We start from the raw sequence: 15,008 nt of genomic DNA on the forward strand, positions 1-15,008 counted from the left end.
GACCCCTCTTGCGGCGCAGAAGATTCGCCGACACCATGCCGACCGGGGATGGTGGGAATCATATGTTGCGATTGCGCGCGTCGGCGTTGGCGGTTGTCATGCTTGGCGGGACTGCGTCGTCGCAGACCGCGCCGGACCCGCGAGCGCCTTTACCGGCGGAGGCATTTGCCGAACTCCCGAAGGTGGAGCAGCCTCAAATCTCGCCGGACGGCACGCGCTTTGCGGCGAAGATTGCCATCAACGGCAAGCAATATCTGGCGATCATGCCGGTGGACGGAGGCAGCCGCACGCTCGTCGCCGCCGGCGAAGCGGACCTCAACTGGTGGCGCTGGGTCAACGATGCCTGGCTGATCGTCGGGATCGGCGACGAGCAGAATGTCGAGGGGCGGCCATGGTACATATCACGGGCGATCGGCGTCGAAGCGACGACGGGCAAGCCGCAGCCCATCGTCAATCGCATGGCTGCGCAGGACGCGGACGACGTGATCTGGATGGCGCGAGACGGTTCGGCCCGGGTCATGATCGCCTATCAGACGTCGATCTACTCGGAGGAGGCCGGGTTCTGGCCGCGCGTCGATGAGGTCGACCTAGCGACCGGGAAGCGCAAGCAGGTGCAGGGGCCGCGCATCGGCGTGCTGTCCTGGTATGCCGATCCGCAAGGCGTGCTGCGCATGGGGATCGGCATCAGCGAGGACGGCCGATCCCGGCGCCTGCTCTATCGCGACACGGCAGAGGCGCCGTTCCGCACGATCGATCGCGCCAAAGGCAGCGAAAGCCGGCTCACCGTGCCGGCGATGTTCTTGCGCGACAAGCGCAAGGCCCTGATCATCGACGACGATGAGGGCGGCTATTCAGCGCTGTACGAGCTGGACCTCACCACCCTGGAACGCGGCAAGCAGCTGATAGCGAGCAAGGGCTATGACATTGGCGGCCTCGTGCCGACCGAGGACGGCTTTGGGTATCTGGGCGTCTCGATTGAGGAGGATCGACCCGAAGTGCGGTGGACCGATGCCGAGATGAGCGCAATGCAGACCAGGGTGAGTGCGCTGGTCAAAGGCGCGCAGGTCGAGATCGCCTCGCTCAGCAAGGATCGCTCGGTCGCGATTCTGCGCATCGGGGGCGCGGACGCGCCGGGCGCCTGGTACCTGTATCGGCTTAGCGAGAATGCGCTGACGTTGCTTGCCGAGAACAACGGCGTGATGGGAATGCGTCGGCTGCATCCGGTCAGGACGATCCGCTACAAGGCGCGCGACGGGCTGGAAATCCCGGCGGTGATGACCCTGCCGCGCGGCCGTAGGGGAAAGCTGCCGCTGATCGTGATGCCGCACGGCGGACCGTTCGCGCGCGATAGCGAGACCTGGGACTGGTGGCCGCAATTCCTGGCCGATCGCGGTTACGCCGTCATTCAACCCAACTATCGCGGTTCGTCCGGTTTCGGCACGCCTTTCACCAAGAAGGGGGAGGGGCAATGGGGCCTGGCAATGCAGGACGACCTGAATGACGCGGTGCAGGCGCTGGCCGATCTGGGCATCGCCGATTCCACGCGCGTCTGCATGGTCGGCGGCTCGTACGGCGGCTATGCTGCCATGCGAGCAGCTCAGCGTGACGGTGCAAAATATCGCTGCGCCGTGTCCTATGCCGGGGTGTCGGACCTCGGGCGCATGGTCGCGCACCAGCGCAACTTCCTGTTTTCAGGCTCCGGCACGGACTGGCTCAAGAAACAGGCGCCCGACCTGCGGAGCGTCTCGCCCGTCAATTATCCCGAGCAGGTGTCGATCCCGCTGCTGTTGATGCATGGCGAGAAGGATCGCCGGGTGCCGATCATCCAGTCGCGCGTGATGGCCCAGAAGCTGAAAGCCGCTGGCAAGGACGTGACCTTCATCGCCCAGAAGGAAGCCGATCACTTCTTCAGCCGCGCGGAGGACCGCCTGGAGTTCCTGAAGGCGCTCGAGGCATTTCTGGCCAAGCACAACCCGGCCTGATCCGCCTGTTCAGACGCTGACTGCCTCCAGCACCGCAGCGCGCAGTTCGGCGATCCCTACGTTCTTCTCGCTCGAGGTGACGAGGATGTCGGGGTGCGCGGCTGGTCGTTTGCGGGCTTCGACCTCGGTCCTGGCGAGCACCTCGTCCGCCTCGGCGGCGCTGACCTTGTCGCGCTTGGTCAGCACGATGCGGTAGCTGACGGCGGCGGCATCGAGCATGTCGAGAATGTCGCGATCAACTTCCTTGATGCCGTGGCGGCTGTCGATCAGCACCAGCGCGCGCTTCAGCACATCGCGCCCGCGCAGGAAGTCGTTGACCAGGAATCGCCACTTCTTGACGACATCCTTCGGCGCCTTGGCAAAGCCATAGCCCGGCATGTCGACGAGGCGGAACTTCACCGGATCGCCGATGTCGAAGAAGTTCAGCTCCTGCGTGCGGCCGGGCGTGTTCGACGTGCGCGCAAGGCCGTTGCGACCCGCCAGCGCGTTGAGCAGCGAGGATTTGCCGACGTTCGACCGGCCCGCGAACGCCACTTCCGGCACCGTTGGATCGGGCAGGAAGTGAAGCGCCGGCGCCGATTTCAGGAAGGCGACCGGACCTGCAAAGGTCTTGCGCGCCGTCTCGACCAGTTCGGGATCGAAATCGCTCACTTCTTCCTCTTGGCAGCTTTGCCTTCGATCACGGCTCCGGCGGCGGGCGCTGGTTCCTTGAGCGCCGGGTGACGCATGTAGAGGAACTTCTGCTGCGCGATGGTGAGCAGGTTCGAGGTGATCCAGTAGAGCTGGAGCCCGGCTGCGAACGGCGCCATCACGAACATCAGCACCCACGGCATCAGGCTGAACACCTGCTTCTGGACCTCGTCCATCGGCGCGGGGTTGAGCTTGAACTGCGCCCACATCGACAGGCCGAGCAGGATCGGCAGGACCCCGATGGCCAGGAATGCCGGCGGGTTGAAATCGAGCAGGCCGAACAGGTTGAGGATGTGCAGCGGATCGGGCGCAGACAGATCCTTGATCCACAGGATGAACGGCTGATGCCGCATCTCGATCGACAGCATCAGGCACTTGTAGAGCGCGTAGAGGATCGGGATCTGAAGCAGGGTGGGGAGGCAACCCGCAAGCGGGTTGACCTTCTCGTCCTTGTACAGCTTCATGATCTCCTGCTGCTGGCGCGGCTTGTCGTCCTTGTAGCGTTCCTGCAGCGCCTTCATCTTGGGCTGAAGCGCGCGCATCGAGGCCATCGACGCGAACTGACGCTGCGCAATCGGGAACAGCAGCGCACGGACGGTCAGCGTCAGGAGGATGATCGCCACGCCAAAATTGCCGACCATGCGGAACAGCCAGTTGAGGTAGTGGAAGATCGGCTTTTCGAAGATCTCGAACCAGCCCCAGTCGATCGCACGACCGAACTGGCTGATGCCGCCCTTTTCCTCATAGTCGTCGAGCAGGTTGATGTCCTTTGCGCCCGCAAAGAAGCGCGAGGTCTGCGTGACCATCTGGCCCGGGCCGACCTGCTGCGCGCTGGCCGGTTCGAACTGGGCCTGGGTGGCGCCGCCCGGCGCGGGGCGGAAGCTGAGCAAGCCCTTTGCGCCCTGATCGGGAACCAGCGCGGTCAGCCAGTAATGGTCGGTATAGCCGAGCCAGCCGCCCGTCGCATCGAAGCGCTGCGCGCCTTCCTCGGCGACGGTCTTGTAATCGACGCCGTAATTGACCGAGTTGTTGTAGGACGCGACCGGGCCGGCATGGATCGTCCAAGTATCGACGTCCTTGCCCGCGCCGTAGCGATAGAGATAGCCATAGGGCGCAATGCTGATCGCCTGAGGGCCCAGGTTCGCCACCTTTTGCCGCACGGTGAACATATAGCCGCTGTCGATCGCGAGCTCGATGATGAAGCGCTGCGAGCCGCTGGTTGCGGTCAGCGTCACCGGCGTGTCGACTGTCAGCCGGTTACCGCTCGCCTGCCAGACCGTGTCTGGACCGGGCGCGGTGAGGCCCTGGCCGCTCCAGCCAAAGCCAGCGAAATAGGCGTCGCGCGTGCCCGACGGCGACAGCAGGCGGATGGGGTCGCTGTCCTTGGCGATCGTTTCCTTGTGCTTGACCAGCACCAGGTCGTCGATCCGCGCGCCCTTCAGGTTGATCGACCCCTTGAGCAGCGGCGTGTCGATGGCGACGCGCGGCGTTTCGGCAAGGACGATGCGACGGTCGCGGAGCGCAGCCGGCGAATCGGCAGCGGGATCGGCGCCGGGGTTCGGAACGACTTCCGTCTTGCCGCCCTTGACCTGCGTCGCCGGGGGCTGCGCCGTGGGGAAGAACTGATCGGCGACGAGCGGCCACGCGAACAGCAGCAGCGCCGCGATCACCGCGAAGAGCAGGAAATTCTTCTGGTCGTCTTTCACGTCAGTCCCCGGTTCACGTCACGGCACTGGATCGTAGCCGTGCCCGCCAAATGGATGGCAGCGAAGGATGCGTCGCAGCGCCAGCCATCCCCCTTTGAGCGCGCCATAGCGGTTCAACGCCTCGATTGCATAGGCCGAACAGCTTGGCGCGAAGCGGCAACTGGGCGGGAGGATGCGCGAGGGGCCGAGTTGCCAGCTGCGTGCGATCAGGATGAGCAGGCGGGCGATCATTTGCGCAGGCGCGCCAGCGCCCTGGCCAGATCGGTGCGGAGCGCGGAAAAGTCGCGATCGTTGCCCACAGCGCGTCCGATCAGAACATGATCGCAGCCGCGAAACCCTTGTTCTGGAAGGATCTCTCGTGCGAGCTCGCGGAACCGCCGTTTCATGCGATTGCGCACGACCGCGTTGCCGACCTTCCGGGAAACGGTGATGCCGATCCGCATCGTCATGTCATCGTCGCCGCGCGCACGGACCAGCAATACGAACCCCGGCATCGGGGCGCGCTTTCCGGCATTCGCGGCGAGATAATCCTTGCGCTGAGTCAGCCGCGCAAGCGGGGCTGAAGTCAGGCGCTCAGCTTGTTGCGACCGCGCGCACGACGCGCCCGGATCACGTTGCGGCCGCCCGGAGTCGCCATCCGCGCGCGGAAGCCGTGCCGGCGCGCACGCACCAGGTTGCTCGGCTGAAAGGTCCGCTTCATCGTTCATTCCCTGAATATCAAAACGTAAAAGGGCCGCCACAGGGACGGCCTTGGATGGCGCGCCTCTATGCAAAAGCAGCGTGGAAGTCAATTCGCGGCGAGCGTCTTGGCACGCTGGCGCCGCCGCCGGGCGCTGGCCCGCACGAGGACGCGATCGAGAAAGGCGCCCACGCGCGGCCAGCGCGCCTTCATCCGAACGAAGCGGTGACGCGCCCAGACCGAATTGCGCAGGATCAGGACGAGTCCGGCGGTGGCCACGACCGTGCCGCCAGGACCGGGCAGGGGCGATACCAACGGCGCGACCACGGCGAACAGCAGCACGCCCAGCGCGAGCAGCGCGACGCGGATAACGGGATGCGGCGGGCGGCGCATCCAGCCGAGATGGGCAGGATGCCGTTTATCGCAAGTATCATTGCGATGAGCCGTTTCCTGCCGGCGAAAACTTGCTACCACCTGCCGAACAAAGGGGGAATCATGGTCGCGAGCGTCTCGACGGTGGCGTATCTGGGGCTGGAGGCGCGCGCGGTCGAGGTGCAGTGCAACCTGGTGCCGGGCCTGCCCAATTTCGTCGTCGTCGGCCTGCCCGACAAGGCGGTGGGGGAGAGCCGCGAGCGGGTGCGCGCCGCGATGGCGGCAATCGGACTCTCGCTGCCGCCCAAGCGCGTGATCCTGAACCTCTCGCCCGCCGACCTACCCAAGGAAGGATCGCATTTCGATTTGCCGATCGCGCTCGCTCTGCTCGGCGCGATGGGCGTGGTCGACGCCGAATCGCTGAGCGAGCATGTCTTCGTCGGCGAACTGGGGCTGGACGGTCGGATCGCGCCGTCGCCCGGCGTACTGCTTGCGGCGCTCCATGCGGCTGAGCTGGGCAAGGGGCTGGTGTGTCCCGTGGCGCAGGGGGCCGAAGCGGCATGGGCGGGTACCACCGGCGTCATTGCCGCGCCCGACCTGATCGGGCTGATCAATCACTTCAAGGGCCAGCAATTGCTCGCCGCGCCGGTTGCGGGGGAGGCGGAGGAGCTGGCGCGCGGTCCCGACCTCAATCAGGTCAAGGGGCAGGAGACTGCGAAGCGCGCGCTGGAGATCGCGGCGGCGGGCGGGCATAATTTGTTGATGATCGGGCCGCCGGGTGCGGGCAAGTCGCTGATGGCAAGCTGCCTGCCCGGCATCCTTCCGCCACTGGAAGCCGCCGAGGCGCTGGAAGTATCGATGGTGGCGAGCGTCGCGGGCACGCTGCAGGGCGGGAAGCTCACGCGGACCCGGCCGTTTCGCAGCCCACATCATTCGGCGTCGATGGCTGCGCTGACCGGCGGCGGGCTGAAGGTGAAGCCGGGCGAGGTCAGCATGGCCCATCTGGGCGTGCTGTTCCTGGACGAGTTGCCCGAGTTCCAGCGCGCCGTGCTCGATTCGTTGCGCCAGCCGCTCGAGACCGGGACGGTGAGTGTCGCGCGGGCGAATGCGCATGTGACCTTACCGGCGCGGGTGCAGCTGGTCGCGGCGATGAACCCGTGCCGCTGCGGGCATCTTGGCGATCCGGCGCTGGCGTGCGCTCGCGCACCGAAATGCGCGGCGGATTATCAGGCCAAGGTGTCGGGGCCGCTGCTCGACCGCATCGACCTGCATGTCGAGGTTCAGCCGGTGACCGCCGCCGACCTGGTGCTGCCGCCGCCGGCCGAGGGATCGGCCGAAGTGGCAGCGCGCGTCGCGGCAGCGCGCGCGGTGCAGACGGCACGCTATCGCGATACGCCGGCGCGGACCAATGCCGAGGCGGAGGGGCCGGTTCTGGACGCGCATTCAACCCCGGACGAGGCGGGCCGCAAGCTGCTGGCGCAGGCGGCCGAGGCGATGCGCATGTCCGCGCGCGGCTATACCCGCGTGCTCAGGACAAGCCGGACCATCGCTGATCTTGCCAGTTCCGAGCAGGTCACGCGCATTCACGTTGCCGAGGCGCTCAGCTATCGGCGGCGGCCGCCCGTAAGTTGATGGCGGTAATCGATTCCATTGCCGACACTCGTCAACTTGGCGATTGTCTACGGACGGGAGGACAATGCGCGATTGCTGCGTAAGATTACGGGGTTCGCGGCAGCTTCCCACCCGCTCTGAGCCATTCCGGCATTTATGCGACGCGCCAACAGCAGACGGACCGGTGACGACCCCATTGCTGACAGCCAGTTAGTCTGCTGGTTCCGTCCTATTGCTGACCCTGTAGGGAGCTGACATACGCGTCCAAGGGGGGAGCATGTGATGAGCCTGTTCGAGTTTACCTTTGCACTAAGCGCGGTTATCCTTGGATTGGCGCTGACCCATATCGCCGCTACGATCCACAAGCTTCTGCTTTTAGGTAAACAGGTTAAGTGGGCGATTGAGCCGGTTCTTCTGGCGGCCATCGTTATTCTGCTAATCGTCTCAGTATGGCTGGGAGCATGGGGCGACAGAGAGCAGGCGGAAGTTACTGTTGGGCAAACTCTGCTTCAAGTCGCCAAGTTGCTGACGCTCTATTTTGCAGCGGCATCATGCCTTCCGGAACCGGTTGTAGCCGAGCCTATCGACCTGCGGAGCTATTACGATAGCACGCGATTGCTGTCGTTCGGCTCTTTGGTCTTATCGCTTCTGCTCTTTCGCATATATAGTATAGCCATTGACGGGATTCCGTCAGTCCTGACGATTGGAATGGCTGTCAACATGATCCTGTATCCGGTCTTGTATGTGTCGATGATCTTCGTGCGGCGACGCTGGTTCAACATCCTTACCCTAGGTTTCATAATCGTTTACTACGGCTGGCAAGTGGCAGGACAGCAGCTAATCTCCTGAAGATCCGCGCCGTCCGCTTACCGCTCAAAAACCGGACGCCGCTTACCTGTACGCATATGCTGCGCGGGGCGCGGACCATTGCCGACCTGGCGACAGGCGAGACGGCGGGCGAATTCACATTGCCGGGGCATTGAGTTACCGTCGCCGGGCTCGCGCGCTTGGCGGGCGACACAGGGGGGCGCATGAACTGGATGATCCTGCCGCTGAAGCGGTATTTCGACTTCAAGGGGCGCTCGCGGCGCAAGGAATATTGGATGTACACCCTGTTCCTGGTGATCGTGTCGATCGTGCTGAGCCTGATCGATGCGGCGCTAGGGCTGGGCGGCAGCGCCACGAGCGACAGTGTGGCGACCGACACGACGATCGGCGGATCGGCAGCGCTGACCGGCGGGCTGCTCGCCAACGTCTTCTCGATCGCGACCTTCATCCCGAGCCTGGCCGTGGCGGTGCGGCGGCTTCACGACCTCAATCGCAGCGGCTGGTTCATCCTGCTGCCGCTCGGTCCCATGCTGCTGGGCGGCATTCTGCTCGCCGTGGGCGCGGTGGGTGCGCTCGATGGCAGCGGATCGGGGGCTGGCGGTGCCGCGATGGCGGGCCTGGTGCTGATGGGCATCGGCGCGATCTGCGCCTTGGTGCTGCTGGTGTGGATGTTCATGGAGGGCACGCGCGGACCCAACCGTTTCGGTGACGATCCCAAGGGCGTCGCGACCAACGTCGAAGAGGTGTTCGGCTAAGCCGCTTGCTCCGGCGTCGCTGATGGTCTAGCGACGCCGGCGCGCTGCCCCTGTGGCGAAATGGTAGACGCATTCGACTCAAAATCGAACGCCGAAAGGCATGCTGGTTCAAGTCCGGCCAGGGGCACCAACTTCTAAAAATCACGGCCACTCTGCGGACAGCGTCTCCCATGCGACCTGTTGCAGCGCCTTGGCTTGCGGACCGGACAGACCCAGATCGTCCGCCGCGCGCTCGCGCTCGCCCAGTCGGCGGGGATCGACGCCGGTCACCTTGCCGAAGACCACCAGCGCCTCGAGATAATAGCCGGCGATGCTGGCGTGGTAGTGATCGTAGCTCCACAGGTTGAGCTGTCCGAAGGCGATTCCGTCATAGGGGTTGGGATCGGCGACCCGCGTCGCGAAGGCGCGGTTCCATGCCTGTCCGACCGGGATGACACCGTCGATGTCGCGACTGGCCCGCCGTGCCGCGTCGTTGCCCCGACGCAGGTCGATCGCCATGCGGTCGATCGACGTGCCGGTCCAGCGGCTGCCCGGGCGATAGATGAGGTCGGCACGGCTCCACGTTGCCAGCAATTCGATTCGCGCGCGCGGATTGGCACGTTTGAGCAATGCCGCGATCGCGCCGGCGTCGCGCACATGGCTGGCGGGATCGCCGGGCCGCTCGCGCGAGAAGGTGCTGAAATCCTGAAGCACCACGACGTCCCACCGCCGGTCCCACAGTGGACGCCGCTCCGCCAAATGGAGGCCGAGCGTGCTGCCGCCCTGCGTCACCGAACTCACCGCGTAGCTGAGGCCCGCCTGTTCGGCGAACAGCTTGAACAGCGCGGGCACGCCGCCATAGCCGCGTCCGGTCAGGTCAGTGACGCTGCCGGCGCGATAGTTGCGCACCGCCGAATGCGCGCCTTGCGTGAAGCTGTTGCCGACGAACAGGATCGTGCGCGGCGCGGCCGTCGTGGGGGCTGCCGGTGCGGGCGCGCGCGCGGCGACCTGCGCGATGGCCGGCGCGCTGGAGACGGGGATGGCGAGCAGGGCGAGGAACAAGCGGAGCGATCTGATCATGCGCCGCCGATAGCCAATCGCGGCCCCGCGCCGCCACCCCCTTCGCTTCAAGCGTTCGGCATGATCAGGTATTTCTCACCCGTCGCGCGGCGGGCATAGGCCGCGATCGTATCGGGCTGGATGGCTCCATCCAGCGTGATCCGCGCGGTATAGGCGCTGGCGAAGGTGGTGCGGATTTCGGCCGCGACCCTGGCGCGCATCCGGGCGACCTCCTCGATCCCCGCGCTTTGCAGATAGGGGGTGAGCAGCCAGCCGCCGACGCCCCACTTCATGCCGAAATTATGCCCGATTTCAGTCGGTTCGGTGCTGAGCCGGCCATAGATATAGACCTGCTTCATCTGGCTGGAGCCATAGGGGCCATTGGCCGGCTGGGTGCGCAGCGCCGCCTGTTCCATCGCGGTGAGGATCTGCCCGGCAAGCTTGCCACCGCCGATCGCGTCGAAGGCGAGGAAGGCCTGGGTTTGCGCAATCGCCTCGATCAACTGGCCCATGAAGTCGGGCGTGGTGCTGTCGACGACGTGAGTCGCGCCAAGGCCGCGCAGCAGATCGGCCTGGGCCTGATTGCGGACGATGCAGACGAGCGGCACGCCCTCCGCCTGAGTCAGCTTGACCAGCATCTGCCCCAGGTTCGAGGCAGCGGCGGTATGGACGAGGCCGCGGTATCCCTCGCGCCGCATCGTGCCGACCATGCCGAGCGCGGTGAGCGGATTGACGAAGGACGATGCGCCCTCCGCGGCGCTGACCCCGTCCGGCAGGACGAGGCAGTCGTGCGCGCGCAGCAGCTTGTACTGCGCATAGAAGCTGCCGCCCGCTGCCGCCACGGTCTTGCCGATCAACGCCTGGGCCGCGGGATCTTCGCCGGCGGCGATCACCGTACCCGCACCCTCATTACCTACCGGCAGCGAGTGCCCGGCCCGCGCCGCGGTGAAGCGCCGGGCGGCCTCTGGAATGGGACTGCGCGCGCTGGCGCCGAATGCCGTAAAGCCGCTTGGATCGGCGGCCGAGAGCAGGACGGCGAGGTCGGACGGGTTGATCGGCGTCGCCTCCACCCGCACCAGAAGCTGGTCCCCGGTCGGTGTCGGGACCGGCACGTCGCGCAGGTCCAGCTCGAGCGCGCCATCTTGCGTCACGGTCGAGAACAGCTGGCGCGCCTGGGTCGGGGCGGAGGCGGAGTCGGTCATGGGCATCCTCTCTTTTGGTTGGCATCGACCATACCGCACGTTCTAAAAGCCGGGCAAGCGGCATTGTGCGCGATATTCCACTCGCATGGCGACGCGCTTTACGTTAAGGTCAATCCATGACCCATGCCGCCACCCCGTTCGATGTGCCGATCCCGGTCGATCCGGCCGACATCGACTTCATGGGGCACGTCAACAATGCCAGCTACCTCAAATGGGTGCAGACCGCGGTGCTGAGCCATTGGCAGAAGCTGGCGCCGAGCGACGAAGTTGCGAGGCACCTGTGGGTCGCGCTGAAGCACGAGATCACCTATCGCAAACCCGCGTTCCTGAACGATGAGGTCGTCGCGACGGTGCTGCTGGAGAAGGTGCAGGGCGTGCGCGCCTTTTACGAGACGATCATCCGCCGCGGCGACGAGGTGCTGGCCGAGGTCAAGTCGAGCTGGTGCTGCATCGACGCCAAGACGCTGCGTCCGGCACGGATCGCCGAGCATGTCGTTGAGCATTTCTTCGGCAAGCGCGAAGGCTAGGCCTAAAGCCAGCGCGGTACGCGGTGCGTATAATCGATATAGGGCTGACCGAACTTGCCCGCCATGTAGCGCTCTTCGCGCAGGATGACGCCGTAGTGGATCGTCGGAATCAATAGCACGAGCAGCCAGAACACGACCGGCGCATCGGCGGCGACACCGCCGGCGAGGTAGATCAGCATCATGCCGAGGTACATCGGGTTGCGCGTCCAGCGGTAAACGCCCTCCGCGACGAAGCTGGTGGTGGGGTGCCAGGGCGGGGCCGGGGTGCCGGCCTTGCGGAAGCGCAGCGTGGCGGCGGCGATCAGCGCCGCACCGACGAGGAACAACGCGCCGATCACCGTCACGCGCAGCGAAGCGGGCATGTCCAGCCCCTGCGTGCGCACGAGGCCATATTCGAGCGCGATGCCAAGGCCGAGGAACGCCAGGAAGATCAGCGGCGGCGGGGCGATGACGCCGGCAATGTCGCGGTTCGGTTCAGTCATGCCGGCCCTTTAGCTTGCTGAATCGTGCTTGTCGCGCTTGCGCTGCCCGAACAGCAGGCCGCGTTCGAGGTGCAGGCGCGCGGCGGTGTAATAGGCGTCGAGGAACGCGCGATCGTCGCCCGCGCCATCGGCCTCGTCGCTGCGGCCCAGCTTGCGGCGGATCACGCCGGCGACGGTGACGATGGTGTCGGGGTCGTCATGGTGCAGCACGTCGGCAAGCCGCTGGATCTCGAACTGGCCATAGACGGCAAGCTCGGCGGGCGTGAAGCTGTAGCGATCCGCCCCGGGATTGGGTCGGGCGATCAGGTCGGGTGCGATCCTCTGCCGCTCATTCTCGACCACCCAAGTCCCCGCGAGCATGTCGCCCGCGCGCAGCCGGTCGCGGTTGAACAGCGGCATGAACAGGAAGATGCCCGTCCAGGCGAAGCCGAAGATCGACAGCCATTTGCTGCTGAACCCCTCTTGCGAGGCGCTGGCAAGGAAGATCAGCGGCAGGAACACCTCGATCTCGCGCATCAGGTTGCGCGCCAGCACTGCGCCGCCGGTCAGTTGTCCGCCGTCGCGCGCTACGACCCGCAGCTTAAGCAGCCGCTTGCCCGGCGTCGCGGCGCGAACGCCGCTTTCGAACAGGGTGAAGTAGAAGTTGCGCAACAGGAACAGGCCGAGCAGCCAGATGATCGCGGCGGGGCCGAAGGTGCGAAAGCCGCCGAGGATGAAGAAGGCCAGGATCGTGATCGCGATCAGGCTGGCCAGCATGATCGCGGCGTCCACCGCGAAGGCGGCGGCGCGCGCGCCCGCGGTCGCCAGCCTGAGATGAAGCGCGACCCCCTCGGGCGTCACCAGCTCGCGAATGCGCCTGGCGTCAGGGTCGATCATCCAGGCTCCGCCCGGCAAGGGTGAAATAGAGGATCCAGAAGGCAAGCATCAGCGCGGCGATGGCATAGCGCGCGCCGTCGTCGACGATCAGTTGCCGCGCGAACCCCTCCAGCAGGCCTGCGACCAGCAGCATGATGACGACGCCGATCATCACCAGCGCGCCGCGGCGACCCGCATCCCCGGCGGCAGCGAAGCGGGTACGCATGCCAGGGAAGGCGACAGCGCGCCCGATATGCAGTCCCGCCGCGCCGGCCAGGATGATTGCCGACAATTCGGTCGTGCCGTGGATCATCAGCCAGCCGGTGAGGCCCCAGCCAAGCCCCTTGGGCACGAAGACGGCATAGAAGGCGCCAAGCATCACGCCGTTCTGCGCAATGAGGAAGAAAGTCGGAATGCCAAAGGCGAAACCGAGCGCGAACGCCAGGATCGAAATCTGGGCATTGTGCGTGAAGAGATAGGTGGCGAAGACCTCCAGCCCGCCTTGCTCCGGAGGATCGTATAGAGTGCCGCGCAGATAGTCGGCGCTCGCCTGCATGTCGCGTCCGCTCGCCATCTCGCCGGGCACGAGCGCGGAGAACCATGTGGGATCGCTCAGCACGAGCGCATAGCCGGCGAGTGCGCTGGCGAAGAACAGGGCGGCGATGAGGACGATCTCGCCCCGAATGCCGCGCACCGCCGCCGCCCAGCCACTTGCGAAGAACGAGCCGACTTGATGCCATAGCGGTTCGCGGCAGCCATAAAGGATGAAATAGGCGCGAGTGGACAGGCTCTCCAGATAGGCGATCATCGAACCATCGAGCGAGGTCTCGCGCGCGATCGACAGGGCCGACAGCGTGGCGCGATAAAGCCGCGGAAGTTCGATGAGGTCCTGGTTGGTCAGCCGCTTGGGCGACTTCTTTTCCACCAGGTCGAGCAATTGCTCCAGCCGCTGCCAATCGCTTTCGCGCTCGGCACGGAACTGGCTGAGACCGAAACTGGGGGCGAGGGCGGCTCCGCTCATGGCCGTCCGCGATCCCGGACATAGCGCTCGGCCAATGCGAGCGGGAGGGCGTCGGGCGCGGCTTCGAGTACGTCGATGCCTGCGCGCCGCAGTCGTTCGATCACGATGCGCCGCTCTCGCAGCAGGGTATGTGCCACGTTCGCGCGGATGATGTCGTCGGCGCTTGCGGGCCGCGCGTCGATCAGCCGTTCAAGCTCGGTATCGTGGAACAGCACGAACAGCACGCGATGGCGCTTCAGCATTCGCGCGGCCGCGGCGATCATCAGCTCGGCGGCGGTTGGATCGGTGAATTCGGTGAAGAGAATGACGAGACTGCGGCGTTGCAGCCGCTGGTCGAGGCTGACGAGGCTGAGCGTATAGTTGCTCTCGACTGCGCCATAGTCGATCTGCGCGGCGGTGCGGTGCAGCGTGGCCAAACCGCTTGTTCCGGTGACGCTGCCCGAATCCGCATTGGGGCGTCCCGCGAAGCCGAACAGACGCACATTGTCGCCGGACTTCAGCGCCACGAAGGCGGAAAGCAATGCAGCCGAAATTGCGCGATCAACGCGGGGCAGGCCGTCGACCGGCTCGCTCATCGCGCGGCCGCAATCGACGGCGAACACGACGCTGTTGTCACGCTCGGGCCGGAATTCGCGGGCGAGCAGCGAAAAGTGCCGCGCCGACGCCTTCCAGTCGATCGCGCGGCGTTCCATGCCGGGCTGGAAATCGGTGAGCGACTGAAATTCGGTGCCGTCGCCGCTGTCGGGGCGGATGCGCGTGCCGAACTGGCAACTGCGCATGAACTGGCGCATCCCCTGTTCGCGCACTGAAGCAAGGTCGGGCAGGACCGCGATCGTTCGATCGAGCGGTCTGCTGCGCTGCCGCCAGGCAAGGCCGAGCGGGCCGGTGACGCGAGCCCAGACGCGCTCGACCCGCGCCGCACCGCGCCGGGCGGCGATGAAGCGGGTGGACTCCGGCTGCGGTTCGAGCGGTGCCGTGGCCTGCGCGGCGTAGGCAAGTGCAGGGTTCGGCCCCGTCAGATCGATCTTGGCGCCGACCTCGACCGAGCCTGGCGCGGCGAGGGCAAGGTCGTCGTCCCGGATCGCCGGTGCGGTCAGGCCGTCGATCAGGGTGAGGAGGCAGAGCGCGAGCACGAGTGCCACCGCCGCGAGCCAGCCGCCCGGCAGCAGGACACCCAGCACCAGCGCCAGCGGCGCGGCAGCGGCGACCAGCAGCACGGCCCGCTGAGTCGGGACGATCAACGCGCTTGCGCCCGGACGT

At 66.0% G+C, this 15,008-nt stretch carries 17 protein-coding genes and 1 tRNA gene; 6 read left to right on the top strand and 12 right to left on the bottom strand.

Translation table 11 applies throughout. From position 1 onward, the window contains the following. Positions 1–62: 62 nt before the first annotated feature. Positions 63–1,982 (top strand): alpha/beta hydrolase family protein, encoded by a 1,920-nt coding sequence (locus BFL28_RS01620; RefSeq protein WP_069318903.1) that lies wholly within the window; start codon positions 63–65, stop codon positions 1,980–1,982. 9 nt (positions 1,983–1,991) lie between these two features. On the opposite strand, the gene yihA is transcribed toward BFL28_RS01620, so the two are convergent. From yihA to BFL28_RS01650, 6 genes are all read right to left on the bottom strand, one after another. After that, entirely contained in the window at positions 1,992–2,633 is a 642-nt protein-coding gene (gene yihA, locus BFL28_RS01625) for a ribosome biogenesis GTP-binding protein YihA/YsxC (RefSeq protein WP_069318904.1), read from the bottom strand. After that, positions 2,630–4,378 (bottom strand): membrane protein insertase YidC, encoded by a 1,749-nt coding sequence (yidC, locus tag BFL28_RS01630; protein WP_069318905.1) that lies wholly within the window; start codon positions 4,376–4,378, stop codon positions 2,630–2,632. Before yidC ends, yihA begins: the two co-directional genes overlap by 4 nt. An 18-nt stretch (positions 4,379–4,396) precedes the next feature. Continuing rightward, the gene (gene yidD / locus BFL28_RS01635) at positions 4,397–4,609 is read right to left on the bottom strand and encodes a membrane protein insertion efficiency factor YidD (RefSeq protein WP_069318906.1); all 213 of its coding nucleotides are present in this window, start codon (positions 4,607–4,609) and stop codon (positions 4,397–4,399) included. Continuing rightward, positions 4,606–4,947, bottom strand: coding sequence for a ribonuclease P protein component (gene rnpA, locus BFL28_RS01640; protein ID WP_277620986.1), 342 nt, complete (start codon positions 4,945–4,947; stop codon positions 4,606–4,608). Before rnpA ends, yidD begins: the two co-directional genes overlap by 4 nt. After that, positions 4,944–5,078 (bottom strand): 50S ribosomal protein L34, encoded by a 135-nt coding sequence (gene rpmH / locus BFL28_RS01645; protein WP_044332822.1) that lies wholly within the window; start codon positions 5,076–5,078, stop codon positions 4,944–4,946. The genes rnpA and rpmH overlap by 4 nt, the downstream gene beginning before the upstream one ends. A gap of 87 nt (positions 5,079–5,165) precedes the next feature. Then, entirely contained in the window at positions 5,166–5,450 is a 285-nt protein-coding gene (locus BFL28_RS01650) for a hypothetical protein (protein WP_069318908.1), read from the bottom strand. Positions 5,451–5,552: 102 nt separating this feature from the next. Between BFL28_RS01650 and BFL28_RS01655 the strand changes: the two genes are divergently transcribed. From BFL28_RS01655 to BFL28_RS01670, 4 genes are all read left to right on the top strand, one after another. Then, positions 5,553–7,061, top strand: a complete 1,509-nt coding sequence (locus tag BFL28_RS01655) for a YifB family Mg chelatase-like AAA ATPase (RefSeq protein ID WP_069318988.1) — start codon at positions 5,553–5,555, stop codon at positions 7,059–7,061. Between the two features lie 261 nt (positions 7,062–7,322). After that, positions 7,323–7,889, top strand: a complete 567-nt coding sequence (locus tag BFL28_RS01660) for a hypothetical protein (RefSeq protein ID WP_069318909.1) — start codon at positions 7,323–7,325, stop codon at positions 7,887–7,889. 182 nt (positions 7,890–8,071) lie between these two features. After that, positions 8,072–8,623 carry a DUF805 domain-containing protein gene (locus BFL28_RS01665; protein ID WP_069318910.1) on the top strand — a complete coding sequence of 184 codons (552 nt, stop codon included), beginning with the start codon at positions 8,072–8,074 and terminating at the stop codon, positions 8,621–8,623. 46 nt (positions 8,624–8,669) lie between these two features. Further along, positions 8,670–8,753, top strand: a tRNA-Leu gene (locus BFL28_RS01670). A gap of 11 nt (positions 8,754–8,764) precedes the next feature. Here the strand turns inward: BFL28_RS01670 and BFL28_RS01675 are convergent. Both BFL28_RS01675 and BFL28_RS01680 read right to left on the bottom strand, forming a co-directional pair. Then, complete coding sequence (locus BFL28_RS01675; RefSeq protein ID WP_069318911.1) at positions 8,765–9,682, bottom strand: glycosyl transferase family 1; 918 nt, start codon at positions 9,680–9,682, stop codon at positions 8,765–8,767. Between the two features lie 47 nt (positions 9,683–9,729). After that, positions 9,730–10,863: a zinc-binding dehydrogenase gene (locus BFL28_RS01680; RefSeq protein WP_069318912.1), complete on the bottom strand. Its 1,134-nt coding sequence runs from the start codon at positions 10,861–10,863 to the stop codon at positions 9,730–9,732. Positions 10,864–10,979: 116 nt separating this feature from the next. Between BFL28_RS01680 and BFL28_RS01685 the strand changes: the two genes are divergently transcribed. Continuing rightward, the gene (locus BFL28_RS01685; RefSeq protein ID WP_069318913.1) at positions 10,980–11,390 is read left to right on the top strand and encodes an acyl-CoA thioesterase; all 411 of its coding nucleotides are present in this window, start codon (positions 10,980–10,982) and stop codon (positions 11,388–11,390) included. Positions 11,391–11,392: 2 nt separating this feature from the next. On the opposite strand, the gene BFL28_RS01690 is transcribed toward BFL28_RS01685, so the two are convergent. From BFL28_RS01690 to BFL28_RS01705, 4 genes are read right to left on the bottom strand one after another with little or no spacing between them, the layout of a single operon-like run. Then, positions 11,393–11,872 (bottom strand): methyltransferase family protein, encoded by a 480-nt coding sequence (locus BFL28_RS01690; protein WP_069318914.1) that lies wholly within the window; start codon positions 11,870–11,872, stop codon positions 11,393–11,395. 9 nt (positions 11,873–11,881) lie between these two features. Then, entirely contained in the window at positions 11,882–12,748 is an 867-nt protein-coding gene (locus BFL28_RS01695) for an RDD family protein (RefSeq protein WP_069318915.1), read from the bottom strand. Then, positions 12,735–13,748: a stage II sporulation protein M gene (locus BFL28_RS01700; RefSeq protein ID WP_069318916.1), complete on the bottom strand. Its 1,014-nt coding sequence runs from the start codon at positions 13,746–13,748 to the stop codon at positions 12,735–12,737. Before BFL28_RS01700 ends, BFL28_RS01695 begins: the two co-directional genes overlap by 14 nt. Continuing rightward, the gene (locus tag BFL28_RS01705) at positions 13,745–14,989 is read right to left on the bottom strand and encodes a DUF58 domain-containing protein (RefSeq protein WP_069318989.1); all 1,245 of its coding nucleotides are present in this window, start codon (positions 14,987–14,989) and stop codon (positions 13,745–13,747) included. The genes BFL28_RS01700 and BFL28_RS01705 overlap by 4 nt, the downstream gene beginning before the upstream one ends. Between the last annotated feature and the right edge of the window lie 19 nt (positions 14,990–15,008).

Origin of the sequence: Sphingomonas turrisvirgatae (assembly GCF_001721295.1) — a bacterium.
Taxonomy (GTDB): Bacteria; Pseudomonadota; Alphaproteobacteria; order Sphingomonadales; family Sphingomonadaceae; genus Sphingomonas; species Sphingomonas turrisvirgatae.

Bases quoted from the DNA above. Each gene is read 5' to 3' on its own strand.
- BFL28_RS01620 (WP_069318903.1), top strand. From the start codon at position 63: ATGTTGCGATTGCGCGCGTCGGCGTTGGCGGTTGTCATGCTTGGCGGG.
- yidD (WP_069318906.1), bottom strand. From the start codon at position 4,609: ATGATCGCCCGCCTGCTCATCCTGATCGCACGCAGCTGGCAACTCGGC.
- rpmH (WP_044332822.1), bottom strand. From the start codon at position 5,078: ATGAAGCGGACCTTTCAGCCGAGCAACCTGGTGCGTGCGCGCCGGCAC.
- BFL28_RS01650 (WP_069318908.1), bottom strand. From the start codon at position 5,450: ATGCGCCGCCCGCCGCATCCCGTTATCCGCGTCGCGCTGCTCGCGCTG.
- BFL28_RS01655 (WP_069318988.1), top strand. From the start codon at position 5,553: ATGGTCGCGAGCGTCTCGACGGTGGCGTATCTGGGGCTGGAGGCGCGC.
- BFL28_RS01660 (WP_069318909.1), top strand. From the start codon at position 7,323: ATGAGCCTGTTCGAGTTTACCTTTGCACTAAGCGCGGTTATCCTTGGA.
- BFL28_RS01665 (WP_069318910.1), top strand. From the start codon at position 8,072: ATGAACTGGATGATCCTGCCGCTGAAGCGGTATTTCGACTTCAAGGGG.
- BFL28_RS01675 (WP_069318911.1), bottom strand. From the start codon at position 9,682: ATGATCAGATCGCTCCGCTTGTTCCTCGCCCTGCTCGCCATCCCCGTC.
- BFL28_RS01680 (WP_069318912.1), bottom strand. From the start codon at position 10,863: ATGACCGACTCCGCCTCCGCCCCGACCCAGGCGCGCCAGCTGTTCTCG.
- BFL28_RS01685 (WP_069318913.1), top strand. From the start codon at position 10,980: ATGACCCATGCCGCCACCCCGTTCGATGTGCCGATCCCGGTCGATCCG.
- BFL28_RS01690 (WP_069318914.1), bottom strand. From the start codon at position 11,872: ATGACTGAACCGAACCGCGACATTGCCGGCGTCATCGCCCCGCCGCCG.
- BFL28_RS01695 (WP_069318915.1), bottom strand. From the start codon at position 12,748: ATGATCGACCCTGACGCCAGGCGCATTCGCGAGCTGGTGACGCCCGAG.
- BFL28_RS01700 (WP_069318916.1), bottom strand. From the start codon at position 13,748: ATGAGCGGAGCCGCCCTCGCCCCCAGTTTCGGTCTCAGCCAGTTCCGT.